Source organism: Filifactor sp., assembly GCF_057248345.1.
Genome location: NZ_DBHIIC010000041.1, coordinates 1 through 12810 on the forward strand (window position 1 = coordinate 1; position 12810 = coordinate 12810).

Below are 12810 nucleotides of genomic sequence, written 5' to 3' on the forward strand. Positions count from 1 at the left end.
ATGGAGACCTGATTGCCTGCTTTGACGAAAATATCCCTGATAGTGTGATGGAAGAAATTGCAAAGAAACAACCACTTCGAGCTGTATTTAGAGATATCAGTTTTGCAAACAGCCCGTCAAAAATCAATGTAGGAGAATTATTTAAATTACTTGCTCCGGATACAAGAGTAAAGGTAATTTAGGGAGGAAATAATATGCAATTACAATTTAGACATCAGAAATTTCAAGCGGATGCTGCAAAGGCTGTAGTTGATGTGTTTGTCGGACAACCTTATTTGACACCGTCTTATATGATGGATAAAGGAATACAGAAAGATAAGTATGGTCTTTCAGGATATGGTGAAGATTCTATTTTCGACAATGACACAGGTTGGAGTAACCAAAAGATTGTACCGGAATTAAATGAACGTATTATTTTGGAGCATATACAAAGGATTCAGCGAAATAATCAAATTCAACCTTCCGACAGTTTGGAAGGACAATACAATCTTACGATTGAAATGGAAACAGGTGTCGGTAAAACGTATACTTATATTAAGACGATGTATGAGCTTAATAAACATTATGGATGGAGTAAGTTTATTATAGTTGTACCGAGTGTTGCGATTCGTGAAGGAGTTTATAAATCGTTTCAAATTACACAAGAGCACTTTGCAGAGGAGTACGGAAAGAAGGTTCGTTTCTTCATCTATAACTCTACTCAACTTACAGAGATTGATAGATTTGCATCGGATAGTTCCATAAATGTGATGATAATCAACTCGCAGGCTTTTAATGCAACTGGCAAGGATGCGAGACGTATTTATATGAAATTGGATAGTTTTCGTTCACGACGTCCGATTGATATTATTGCCAAAACGAATCCGATTTTGATTATTGATGAACCACAGTCTGTTGAAGGTAAGAAGACAAAGGAGAATTTGAAACAGTTTAATCCTTTGATGACACTTCGTTACTCAGCTACACATAAGAGTGACAGCATTTACAATATGATTTATCGTTTGGATGCAATGGAGGCGTACAATAAGCATCTTGTGAAAAAGATTGCCGTTAAAGGTATTACAGAATCCGGTAGTACAGCAACGGAAAGCTATCTTTATCTTGAGGGAATCAATCTTTCAAAATCTGCACCCACTGCTACGATTCAATTCGATTATAAGGGTGCAAGCGGTATTCGTAAAATTACAAGGACGGTATCTGAGGGTTACAATCTGTATGATAATTCCGGACAAATGGAGGAATACAAACATGGTTTTGTGGTATCCAAAATTGATGGGCGTGATGATTCTGTAGAGTTTCTCAATGGTATTAAGATTTATGCCGGAGATGTTATCGGTAAGGTATCGGAAGAACAGATTCGACGTATTCAAATCAGAGAGACGATTCTTTCACATATTCAGAGGGAACGGGAGCTTTTTTATAAGGGGATTAAGGTGCTTTCGTTATTCTTTATTGATGAAGTTGCCAAGTATAAACAATATGATACAGATGGACAAGCGATGAATGGTACGTATGCGGATATGTTTGAGGAAGAATACAATGATATCGTCGGCAATTTGCAAGTTAAGATGGGCGAAGATGAGTACATGAAGTATCTTGAATCTGTTTCGGCTGAAAGTACACACGCAGGATATTTTTCTATTGATAAAAAAGGTAAGATGATTGATAGTAAGGCAAATGAAAAACGGGAAAATTCAAAAGAAAAAATGTCAAACGATGTTGATGCTTACGACCTTATTATGAAAAACAAAGAGCTTCTTTTGGATAGAGATCCCAAGAAGTCGCCGGTGCGTTTTATATTTTCGCATTCTGCACTTCGTGAAGGATGGGATAATCCTAATGTATTTCAGATTTGTACATTGAAACAGAGCAGTAGTGATGTGCGTAAAAGACAGGAGGTTGGTCGTGGACTTCGTCTTTGTGTGAATCAAGACGGAGAACGTATGGATACCAATGTTCTTGGCGGTGATGTTCATAACATCAACGTACTGACTGTTATTGCCAGCGAAAGTTATGACAGTTTTGCAAAAGGTCTTCAGAGTGAGCTTGCAGAGGCTGTTGCAGATAGACCGGTGGCTGTTACTGCAGAACTGTTTACCGGAAAAGTGATTAGGGATGATAAGGGTAATGAGCAGGTCATTGATATGGATACAGGACGAGCAATTCACTTTGATCTTATTGTGAATGGATATATTGATAAGAAGGGTGCACTTACAGATAAGTATTATGAAGATAAGGCCAACGGTAATATCAAATTTGCAGATGAAGTATCTGATTCTGCACAATCTGTAATTGAAATCATTGATTCTGTTTATGATAGTAGAACTATGCAACCGGAAGATGCACGAAAAAATAATGTGGAACTTTTGGTTGATGAGGAAAAACTTGCTATGCCGGAATTTAAGGCATTATGGAATCAGATTAATTCTAAATCTGTATATGTGGTTGACTTTGATACAGATGAACTTGTTGAGAAGGCAGTTGCATCATTAAATAAGAAACTTCGTGTCTCTAAGGTCTACTTTAAAGTTGAAATGGGTACAATGGAGCAAATTCAGTCGAAAGATGACTTGCTGAGCGGATCAGCTTTTGTTAAGGAAGAAAGTGAAAATTATAATCATACAATATCAGCAAATTATAATATCAAATATGATTTGATAGGGAAGTTGGTAGACGAGACCGGACTTACAAGAAAAGCAATTATTGAGATTCTTCAAGGAATAGATGTTTCTGTATTCAATCAATTTAAGATGAATCCGGAGGAGTTTATTATCAAAGTGGCGGCGCTTATCAATGATGAAAAAGCAACGGCTATTATCAATCATATTACCTATAATGTAATGGATGAAAAATATGATACAAGACTGTTTACAGATCCTACCATCAAGGGAAGACTTGGTAAAAATGCAATGAAAGCTAACAAGCATCTCTATGATCATCTTGTATATGACTCAACAAATGAGAGATCTTTTGCAATGGAATTAGATACAAACAAGGATGTTGCCGTTTATGTTAAGCTACCTGACGGATTTTATATCAGTACTCCTGTCGGAAAGTACAATCCTGACTGGGCAATTGCTTTTTATGAAGGGAATATCAAACATATCTATTTTATTGCGGAAACGAAAGGTTCTATGGATTCAATGCAGCTTCGTCTTATTGAGGAATCCAAAATTCAATGTGCGAGAGAGCATTTTAAGGCAATTAGTAACGGGAATGTTGTCTATGACGTTGTGGATGGCTATAAGTCTTTACTTGAAAAGGTAATGAAATGATGTGTTTCGCATGGAAATACTTGTTGGATAATTAGTTTTAACATTACCAAAACAAATCTTCTATCTATCAACAATTCATTCGATTTATAAATTGGAATGATTGCCGAATTTTTTCGGACATTACCAATCACTACCAAATCATGACCAACTATTACTAAATATGACAAAAGCAGTTTTGAAAGGAGATTCGTACTGTGGAAAAAGTTTTTTTTGAATATAGTGAGAACAGTCTTACGTTGTATGATGCTTTGAAAAATGCCAATCCGCCAAGTGATATGGTTGCTATTTTCAATAAATTTCAAAAGCAACTCTATTCCTATTCAGAGTTTGAGGTGAAGCATTTTAAGAAATTGCAACCATTTGCCGAGAACAAACAGTTGGTGAATTTTGTGTGTGAGTTATTGAACAAGGTTTGTCCTCATTATGAGCATAAGGAGTTCTATTATATCTTGGTAGTGTTGAGCTATTCTAATGAGCAAAAAGCGATGGAGTATTTGGACTTGCTGACGGAATTTGTCATAGCAAATGAACTGAATCTCTGTCATATTTTACTCATGATTTTCAATGAAATAGGCTCTGCGCAAGTGTTGTCGAATAAGAAAACATTAGAACAGTATTTTGAAAATTTGTATCTGCAAAGTGATTATTTCGAATTCATCAAAAGAGTGGGACTTGACACTTCCAAAATGGAGTTCCAGAAAACAGGAGGAGAGGGATATTTTCGTTTTGACCTTACCAATATGGAAGGAATCCAGTATGCATTCGAATTGGATGACGAAATGGATAAAAAAAAGTTTTGCAAACTGAGTGTTGCTGTTTTTGCTCCTAAGGGGATGAAAAGCTGTTTTGATATATCGTTGACAAGCAAAGAATTTTTGCTCTATCACCATCACAAAGATTATTGTGTATCTTCGAAAGAAGAGATAAAATTGCTGAAGAAAGAAACAAATCAGTCATTTTATATCGAAAACAGTGAGGATTTATTGGAACTGAAGAATATTGTAAAGCAGATAGAGAATGTGTTAGGAACCAAATTTGTGTCTGACATCATATCTTCTCATTTTACAAAGCCTTTGAAAGGAAAGAAGGAATTGCAAAAATGGTGGGAAAAGAGTAATAGCTTATCTGAATAGAACAGGTATCGTTTGAATGGAGATAGGGATAGGATAATAACAGGCGATTCAATATTTTGAGATAATTTTTGTAATATCAATCGGAAGTAAAAGTTTGGAGGGATTGTCGTTATGATGGAATTGGAAGAAATCATCAAAACAATGGAAAACAAGATAGAAAGTGATGAGTTTGAAGTAGTTATGACAGACTGTATGGAAACTGTTGAAAGTGATTATAATGAGCTTTCGTCAATAGAACCGTTACTTCAAATGATGGAAAGACATCCGCTTACTTCTTTTGGAAGTCCGGGGCCTATTGTGCATTTTGTTGAGACATTTTACAAAAAAGGATATGAGGAAAAACTAATTTCTTCCTTAAAAAGAATGCCTACTGTCCATACTGTTTGGATGTTACATCGTATCATCAACGGAACGGAACATCCGGAGCATTATTTGAGCATGCTCAAGCAAATTTCAGAAAATGGAAGCTATCATAAGGAAGTAAGAGATATGGCATTGGAGTTTTTATCCATTCATGAGTAGAGTTGATGGAACAGTTAGTTGTTATGTCAGGTCAGTATCAAATGGATATCATGTATTATGGTTTGTAGTGGAATTGACTCTGCGTGACCTGATATGTGCGCACAAGGTATAAAGTCGGGAAGTTAAAAAGGTATGAAAATATACATTAGCATAGGAGGAACAGTAAATGATTTTTGGGATGACGTATTATCAAATTTGTTGGTATTTTCTTTGGTATTCCTTTTTAGGATGGATTGTAGAGGTTGTATTCCATGCAGTCACACAAGGAAAGGTGATTAACCGAGGATTTCTAAACGGTCCTGTTTGTCCGATTTATGGATTCGGTGTGGTATCCGTTTTTTGTCTGAATGGATATGTAAGTCAGTTAGGAAGTGAGATCAATGACTTGTATCTTTTCTTTGCAGGAATGATACTTTCTACTTCGCTTGAGTTAATCGGGGGATGGTTTATGGATCGATGTTTTCATGCAAGATGGTGGGATTATTCGGATAGACCGTTTAATTTTAGAGGATATATCTGTTTGGAATTCTCCATCATTTGGGGCTTCTGTATTCTTTTTGTTGTTCGTATTATGCATATTTATGTGAAGAATAATTCAGTTGTTCATTCGGAATCAAAATTGGGATGGTATGTACTTTTGGCACTTTATGCGATATATTTTGCTGATATGGTCGTTACTGTTATGATGGTACGAGGATTGAACCGAAATCTGCAAAAATTGGATGATATTCAGAAGGATATGCGATTTGTCAGCGATCGTTTGAGTAAACGTGTTGGCGAAAGAACAATCAATGCAGTAAAGAAAGTGGAAGAGGCAAAAGTTCAAGCAGAGCTTGGAAAGGCAGAGTTGCGCGAAAAATTGTCAGAGAACAGTTCGTTGGAAGAGTCCTTTGAAAAACTGCAATCCAAACGACTTGCATTACAGGAAAGGTTTGATGAATTGTCTGAAAAGATGAGAAGTCATACAATCATCGGACAAGGTCGTTTGCTCAATGCATTCCCTTCTATTAAACACAGGGACTATTCGGAAGTTCTTAAGTTGTTGAAGGAAAAAAGAAAAAAATAGAAAATAGAAAATAGAAAATTTTTTTGATACAGAGAAGTGGTCTGTTAAAAATCCTTTATTTATTCAATAAGGAAACGGAAAATAAGTTGTCAATAAGCTAAGATTAACAAAGTTTGAAATGAATGCGAATAGACGATAAAGGAGGAGTAAAGTTGGGTTATACACAAGAAAGTTTTGAAGAATGGGTATCTCACATACCGGAAAAAATGGAGCAATTTACAACTCAGTTTGCCAAAGAGAATCACTTGATTCTTGACTACACAATGGATTCCTTAGATGATTTGGAACGATGGATTTTAGATCATTATTCCAATGCAAAGGAGTTGATAGCGGACAGTTGGACTTTAGACCGTCTTACCATCTATCTCGGGGAGACCGTTCGAAACTATATCGGCGGCAGATGGGTAATCGATTTAAAAAATAAGAAAAATGCCTATTACAGTATGCCGGCATTGACGGATCCATATTATCAAGATGAGTTGCGTATTTCTCCAATGCCTGACGCAACTGCTTGTATCAGTAGAAAGAAAGGAAATTATATCAGCAGAATCTTGGTTTATCGCATTTCAAACAGAGCAAAGACAATCGATGAGTTGGTGGAGTTTATGGAACGGGAGTATTACTGTATGGATGCCTTTTCCATTGGAAAATATAGAGCAACGGAAGGTTTATTTTTAGATTGGGATGGAAAGAATTACATCTATGGATATTCCGAAAGAGGACACAGAGAGATAGAAAAAACATTTAACGAGGAAGCAGAGGCTGTCAAATATGTCTTTGACCAAATCTATGAATGTCGTTTAGATAATGCCCATCTTGCAGCATGGACATGGGATAGTAAAGAGATTGAAAACGCCGAAAAAGAATTACAGGAAATGTTCATTTCTTTCAAACGAAATGACATTCCAAACTTTGATTCAGACGGAAGGACTGCCTATCGAATTTTTGTGTATGGAAAGAACATCAAGTATTTGGATGATTTTCAAAAGAAGTACAGAAAAGACTTGTAATGTAACAAATGTAGATACAGGAAGGAAAAGATGATTCGAAAAATAGAAGGGGTACGTCGGTTTATTTTTTGAGATAGAAATTTTGGATAGAAAAGATAGAGAAACGACAGCTTGAGAGAAGAGAATTATATGGAAGTGAAAGGTGAAATGGAACAATGAGCAATACTAAAGAATTGGAAATTTTTGAAGTTGCTTGCAAGTATTATTCAGAGAAGATGTCTGAGTTCAAAACAATATTAGAAACAAAGGTAAGCAACTTAACAAACGTGAACTGGACTTCTCAAAAAGGGACTACCAAAGTTTGTGCAGAAGATGAAACCGGAAGAAAAAAGAGATGCAAAGTAGGGATGAGTTTCGGAGCAAAAGTTTCTTTGACGTCGGAAGAAGTTTCTGTGATATGGAATGAATTTAAAAGTTTTTACGAAAAAACGAATGTATCAACATTGGAATATAACGATAGGAATCAAGAGATTGGAAGATATGTATTTTTAGCAAGCAATTCTTACGGCGATATTATCACATGTACGATTTATTTGGAGAATGAATGGAATATTCCTCAGATTTCTATGTTATGCTGTGTGTCTGCAAGGTATAAAAAGGAATCAAAAAGCAGTAGGGAGAGATAAGGAGGAATATCACAAGAGGAGGATAAGGATGAACGTATTAGAACAAATACAACAGATGATTGAAGAGGGAACATTAGAAGAATTCCACAAGAATTATTATTTGGATGCAGTTTCGAAAATGAAAGAAAAGGAACAAAAAGCACTTCTTGAACTGATGCTTAAGATGGAAGAGGCGGGATTCAAAAACAGTATTGCTGCTGCATACAGTGAAATTGCAGAGGATATCCCGCAGTTTGCAAGAATGACAGTATTGAAAGAGTTGCATAGAATAGTTAGAAATCCGGAAGATAACTTATCTTATGCAGAGGATTTGGCGGAAGATGACGATTGGGATGAGTTGCTGGAAAAATTCAGAAAGACTTTTTCCGAAGCGGAAGCAGAAAAGTTTTTGCGTCTTTATACCAAAGGTGTGATGGCAAGCGTTTATGACTTCTTTGAAGATGGCAATCCACGTGCAGACGAAGATGATATGACATGGGTACTTCTTGAAACAAAAGCAGACGGAAGTCATAGAGAAAGAGTGATTGATGGTTTTTGGGAAGATGATTTTGTAGACGAAGATTTTGATTGGGAGAAATAATATGAATTTTGAAAAATTATCTTTAGGCTATCCAGAAAAAAATATTGAAAAACTTAGCAAACAATTGGCAAAAAGTTGTTCCTTGACGAAAAGCAAGGATATGAGTGCGTTGTGTGAACTGGCGTATCGGTTGTATCTTTGTGGCGCTACAGATGAGATTCGAACGATTTATGATTTGACGAATGTTGAAATTCCTGAAAAGATAAATTATGATGTTTGGACTTGGATTCTATGTATATGGGGATTACAGGCATATATTGATGAGTTGAATCATAACGTAGAGGAAAAGGATAACATTGTAGCAACGATGAAGAAGGTGTACTCCGTTCCGACAAGGGATGGACAAACAGAAGAAGAGGCTTGGAAGTTTTTTCAAAAAATTGCAAGCAGACAGACTTATGCAGCAATCTGCAAAGAAAAAGAAATAGAAAGAAGTATTTCTGACAATGATAAAAAATCGGAAACATCCTATCGGTTCATTGCTCTTTACAATATGATTTCGTATGGAGTAACCGGTTTTTATCCTGCTTTAGAGGACAATAAAGAACAGTTAGAACAACAGATTCAGGAATATATGGACTGTTTGAGAGGATAGAAGGTTGTTAAAAAGAACAGAATCCTCGTCATACAGAAGGTGAATAGAATTTTAGAAAGTAACATCTGAAGTGAATCGGTATGGTGCTAACTACAATAACAAAAATATGTGAAGAAACAAGACACAGATGTTGTACCGGAGGATTCTTTCGTCGAAAGAAATTTTGATGAGATAACGGAAATATCGTATAAAATGAATGCTAATACTATGTTGAAAGAGATATGCTACACGATTATAAACAAAAAACAAACAGATTTTAAGCAGTGATTTTTGTAAGAACAAAATATCAGGTTATTATGATAGTAATAATCAAAACATTGTTGCTCCTTCACAATCGCTTATGTTGATTGCATCCATTTTGTTGTTGGAAAGAGGACAAAACCTTTTCAAAAGAAAGGAATGGAGTTGAAGTAAAGTATTTGCAAAAACTTTTGCTATTTTGTGAGAGATTCGCATGAAAAATAGAAAGGGAAGAGGTAGAGGATGAAATTTAATTCATTAATCCCGGAGCTGACAGTAGCCGATATCAAGAGAACCAAAGCGTTTTATCTTGAAGTATTGCACTTTACAATAGAATATGAACGACAGGAAGATAACTTTATTTTCATCTCTTTCGAAGAGAATCAAATGATGTTTGAACAAGACAATGGGAATTGGAGTGTTGGAGAACTTGAGTATCCGTATGGAAGAGGAATTAATTTTGAGATGAGAGTTTCTCATGTAGAAGAGCTCTATCAGAGAGTGTTGGATTTCGGCATCAAACCATTTAGAGAGATGACAGTAAGCCATTATCGTAATGGAGATGAAGAGATTGTTCAAAAAGAATTTTTAGTCCAAGATCCGGACGGATATCTTTTAAGATTTACGGATTGATTTCGGATATCGATGGATGATGAAATAGGACATGCTTCTCTCATTTGGCGATGAATCTTTTGTGGGATTTGCAACAACGATTTCTGCATACGGAATGTTGGTTGGAGGATTGATTTTAGGTAAGATGAGTATCAAAAAAAATTTTACAAATATCCTTCAATATGCTTTGATTGGAATCGGTTTTTTTATGATGGCATTTGCGTTCAGGGAAAATGAATTCCTTGTCTGTTTCTTCGGATTCTGCCTTTTTTTGAGCTTGCCGTTTGCTAATGTGGCAATCGATTATCTCGTAAGAGTCAGTATTCCATCAATTCATCAAGGGAAAGCGTGGGGATTGATTGGCCTGATTTCTCAGATGGGATATGTAGCTGCATATGCTTCAGCCGAAGTCATTGTTGATTTTATCGTACAACCTCTTTTGAAAAGTGAGAGAATGGTTGCACAATCGATTCTTGTGTTGATTGGTGAAGGAGAGGGGAGAGGTGCCGGACTGATGATTATTTTGGTGGGTGTTTTTCTGATTATGATAGCATTGATTTTGCTACAAAAGAAGGAAATCAGAGAGTTGGAAGAAGAACATTTCTTGGAATCCGCTTAAAAAATAATAGGAAAAGTAATCTCTTCCAAAGTTTTGATATTTGGATTGTGTCGGTTACATTTCTTTCTGTAGCAGTTCAGAGTTCTATTTGATGAAAGGAATTGTTTGGAATGTTGTTTGATATGTAACGATATGATAATGAAAGAAATGGTAGAGTTTCAATTGGAAGTTGCAGAGGAGAAACCATGACATTTATTGATGAAGCTTTGAAAAACTGTCATTCCGGAGAAGAATTTGTTCAGGCAATGGCATCTATTTATGAATATCCCGAAGTAAAAAACAACTTGAAAGATTATCCTGAATGGATTCGAAATATCATTGCGATTGTTGATTATGATACCGAACTTCAGATGGAGGGGCTGGAATGCAAGTTCTATCATGATGTGATAGAGGTGTTGCGTGTGATGGGCTTAGATGATGAGGCGGAGGTATTATCGGTTTTATGTCCAAATTCGACCGATGAAACGATTGCAATATGTATGGATAAACTAGCACTTTATAACGACTATGAGGATTTTTGGAATCAAGTGTTTCTGTATGCTGAAAAAAACTTATTAGGATTAATCAGACAATGACAGACTTTGGATAACCGTATATTTTCACCCTATGAATAAAATCTTTCACAATTTAAAAACCTCTAAACTGAGTCATATTAACTTATGTCAGTTTAGAGGTTTTTTAAAATATTTCAATGTTAAAACCTAATGAAAAAATCAGGTTGTATTTGTGCAATAATAGGTACGATTCTTTGCTTCACTCCACAAGGTTAAGTTATGATTCATCATTTCATAACATGCCATTTTATTTTGTTTCAATCTATCTTGTTTCAATCAGTAAGCGACGAAAGATAAAACATGATATTTTTTGTAAGTGAAAACTTATGACAACTCAATGATGTGTTAGGATTATTCTTGAAATGTCAATGTGACTTCTTTAACACTGTTATAAGACTCAGACATTGTAAAAAGCACTTTTGCATTTTTGTACGGCACGCCCTCTTTTTTCTCCTGTTCCGTTTTCGGTGGTAAAATCCCCAAAACTTTGTACGGATCTACCCATTCTCCTCTTCGCGGATCTTCTTCAAGCTCAATCCAAGTAGAGGAAATATGGATACCGGTTCCTGTCTGCGGATGGATTTCTGCCTTGACAATCGTTGCATCAAGCAAGGATGCAGGAGATTTTGACAAATTTTTGGCTTGTACGGTTACCGTTGTAAATTCATAGTCGCTTTCACTTTCAAATGTATAGGGTTCGCTTAGTTCTCCCGGTTGTAATATGATTTTTCGCAACTTTTCCGGTGTATTGTTCTCAGAATTGTCCAATACAAGATTTTTATACAGGCAATCATCAAAAGTATCGCTCCCCAAAAGAAACGAACGACCTACATCAGCATGGAACAGAAGTCCTTTCGGATTTTCCGGATGGGTCATCAACATGGGCTTCAGTTCATGATAAATTTCTTCATAAGGTTTTATGTTCAGTTTTTTGTCTTTCACTTCAGAGATATCTAAATAAATCCATTTATCAGAGTCATCTCTTCCTTTCAATCGGATACCGCCAACATTCATTCTCATATCGAATGCACCTGTATCCACAATGATAGGATAGTGTTCAGATACAAATGTAATAAAACTTATCATTTTATCATAAGAGCTTTTCAACTCTTCAAGAGAGCTTGCCTCAGTAGAATATACATAGTGAATATCCTTGTCATACGATAGAGTGTCCGGACTAATCGTATTCGATTTTGTAAACTGTTGGATTGCAGATTCGCAAAATACTTCATCGACATCCGACCATAAATAGGATTGCTTGGTTTTTACATCATGAGCGATTGTGGCATTGAATTTAAGGTTTGGATATTTGTGAAGTGAAATAATAAAATAACGTTTGTTTTCTGGATTTTGTTCTATCGTATAGCTATTTTCTCCATAAGCTTTATCCATCCAATTGACGATACGTTGTCTATCTTCTTCCGGAGAATAGCCACATCCGGCCAATAAAAACATCATACCTACCAATGCAAAAATCATAGTTAATTTTGGAAATGACATTGATTTTTTCCTCCTAGATGTTAAGTTTTTTCTACCTTCATGATAAATTTCAGATAATCATATTTCACTTGATGGAAACAGTTTGTTTTGTACTAAGAACATAAGTGAATCTCCCTTTTTTAAATAAGGTCAGAACATGATTACAACAACTATGTAATATAAAAATTAAAATTATTATATCATTTAAGATTATTATATCATAGAAGCGATAACATAGTAAAAAAATATAGGAGTCAGACCGGAATCTGATTCAAGCAATCGGATAGAGTAAAGATGGAAGTACGATAATTGAATATTTGACGATTATACATCATCTTAGAATCGGCATATTTACTTTCACCTTTGATAGTGCTTTCGTTAATTGAATAATCATATTTGCCTAACTCAATCAATCCTTTATCCTTAGAAGTTAAAAAAGACTTAGTTTTTTCACCTTTAATAAAAGCCGATTCCAAACCTCTTGCAATCTGATTTTTCA

At 35.5% G+C, this 12810-nt stretch carries 14 protein-coding genes; 12 read left to right on the forward strand and 2 right to left on the reverse strand.

What is annotated here, in order from left to right; all coding sequences use genetic code 11:
* The 12 genes from ACO5GE_RS06670 to ACO5GE_RS06725 form a co-directional block, all read left to right on the forward strand.
* A partial coding sequence (locus ACO5GE_RS06670) for a hypothetical protein (protein ID WP_484830141.1) occupies positions 1 to 182 on the forward strand: 182 nt, incomplete at its 5' end.
* A gap of 12 nt (positions 183 to 194) precedes the next feature.
* Positions 195 to 3275 carry a type III restriction-modification system endonuclease gene (locus ACO5GE_RS06675; protein ID WP_484830142.1) on the forward strand — a complete coding sequence of 1027 codons (3081 nt, stop codon included), beginning with the start codon at positions 195 to 197 and terminating at the stop codon, positions 3273 to 3275.
* A 194-nt stretch (positions 3276 to 3469) separates the two neighbouring features.
* Complete coding sequence (locus ACO5GE_RS06680; RefSeq protein ID WP_484830143.1) at positions 3470 to 4408, forward strand: glycoprotein; 939 nt, start codon at positions 3470 to 3472, stop codon at positions 4406 to 4408.
* Between the two features lie 111 nt (positions 4409 to 4519).
* Positions 4520 to 4930 carry a hypothetical protein gene (locus ACO5GE_RS06685; RefSeq protein ID WP_484830144.1) on the forward strand — a complete coding sequence of 137 codons (411 nt, stop codon included), beginning with the start codon at positions 4520 to 4522 and terminating at the stop codon, positions 4928 to 4930.
* 166 nt (positions 4931 to 5096) lie between these two features.
* Entirely contained in the window at positions 5097 to 5996 is a 900-nt protein-coding gene (locus tag ACO5GE_RS06690) for a putative ABC transporter permease (RefSeq protein ID WP_484830145.1), read from the forward strand.
* Between the two features lie 152 nt (positions 5997 to 6148).
* Positions 6149 to 7006 carry a hypothetical protein gene (locus ACO5GE_RS06695; protein ID WP_484830146.1) on the forward strand — a complete coding sequence of 286 codons (858 nt, stop codon included), beginning with the start codon at positions 6149 to 6151 and terminating at the stop codon, positions 7004 to 7006.
* A gap of 155 nt (positions 7007 to 7161) precedes the next feature.
* The gene (locus ACO5GE_RS06700) at positions 7162 to 7632 is read left to right on the forward strand and encodes a hypothetical protein (RefSeq protein ID WP_484830147.1); all 471 of its coding nucleotides are present in this window, start codon (positions 7162 to 7164) and stop codon (positions 7630 to 7632) included.
* Positions 7633 to 7660: 28 nt separating this feature from the next.
* Positions 7661 to 8212 (forward strand): peroxidase, encoded by a 552-nt coding sequence (locus tag ACO5GE_RS06705; RefSeq protein WP_484830148.1) that lies wholly within the window; start codon positions 7661 to 7663, stop codon positions 8210 to 8212.
* Position 8213: 1 nt separating this feature from the next.
* Positions 8214 to 8807 carry a DUF6707 family protein gene (locus tag ACO5GE_RS06710; RefSeq protein ID WP_484830149.1) on the forward strand — a complete coding sequence of 198 codons (594 nt, stop codon included), beginning with the start codon at positions 8214 to 8216 and terminating at the stop codon, positions 8805 to 8807.
* Positions 8808 to 9290: 483 nt separating this feature from the next.
* Positions 9291 to 9680 (forward strand): bleomycin resistance protein, encoded by a 390-nt coding sequence (locus tag ACO5GE_RS06715; protein WP_484830150.1) that lies wholly within the window; start codon positions 9291 to 9293, stop codon positions 9678 to 9680.
* Positions 9681 to 9711: 31 nt separating this feature from the next.
* Positions 9712 to 10278, forward strand: coding sequence for a hypothetical protein (locus tag ACO5GE_RS06720; protein ID WP_484830151.1), 567 nt, complete (start codon positions 9712 to 9714; stop codon positions 10276 to 10278).
* 185 nt (positions 10279 to 10463) lie between these two features.
* Complete coding sequence (locus ACO5GE_RS06725) at positions 10464 to 10853, forward strand: hypothetical protein (protein WP_484830152.1); 390 nt, start codon at positions 10464 to 10466, stop codon at positions 10851 to 10853.
* A 330-nt stretch (positions 10854 to 11183) separates the two neighbouring features.
* On the opposite strand, the gene ACO5GE_RS06730 is transcribed toward ACO5GE_RS06725, so the two are convergent.
* Positions 11184 to 12332 (reverse strand): hypothetical protein, encoded by a 1149-nt coding sequence (locus ACO5GE_RS06730; protein WP_484830153.1) that lies wholly within the window; start codon positions 12330 to 12332, stop codon positions 11184 to 11186.
* A gap of 233 nt (positions 12333 to 12565) precedes the next feature.
* Positions 12566 to 12810, reverse strand: a 245-nt coding sequence (locus tag ACO5GE_RS06735) for a hypothetical protein (RefSeq protein WP_484830154.1), incomplete at its 5' end; no start/stop codon positions are given.

Coding starts and splice junctions, on each gene's coding strand:
- ACO5GE_RS06675 (WP_484830142.1), top strand. CDS start 195: ATGCAATTACAATTTAGACATCAGAAATTTCAAGCGGATGCTGCAAAG.
- ACO5GE_RS06685 (WP_484830144.1), top strand. CDS start 4,520: ATGATGGAATTGGAAGAAATCATCAAAACAATGGAAAACAAGATAGAA.
- ACO5GE_RS06690 (WP_484830145.1), top strand. CDS start 5,097: ATGATTTTTGGGATGACGTATTATCAAATTTGTTGGTATTTTCTTTGG.
- ACO5GE_RS06700 (WP_484830147.1), top strand. CDS start 7,162: ATGAGCAATACTAAAGAATTGGAAATTTTTGAAGTTGCTTGCAAGTAT.
- ACO5GE_RS06705 (WP_484830148.1), top strand. CDS start 7,661: ATGAACGTATTAGAACAAATACAACAGATGATTGAAGAGGGAACATTA.
- ACO5GE_RS06710 (WP_484830149.1), top strand. CDS start 8,214: ATGAATTTTGAAAAATTATCTTTAGGCTATCCAGAAAAAAATATTGAA.
- ACO5GE_RS06715 (WP_484830150.1), top strand. CDS start 9,291: ATGAAATTTAATTCATTAATCCCGGAGCTGACAGTAGCCGATATCAAG.
- ACO5GE_RS06720 (WP_484830151.1), top strand. CDS start 9,712: ATGCTTCTCTCATTTGGCGATGAATCTTTTGTGGGATTTGCAACAACG.
- ACO5GE_RS06725 (WP_484830152.1), top strand. CDS start 10,464: ATGACATTTATTGATGAAGCTTTGAAAAACTGTCATTCCGGAGAAGAA.
- ACO5GE_RS06730 (WP_484830153.1), bottom strand. CDS start 12,332: ATGTCATTTCCAAAATTAACTATGATTTTTGCATTGGTAGGTATGATG.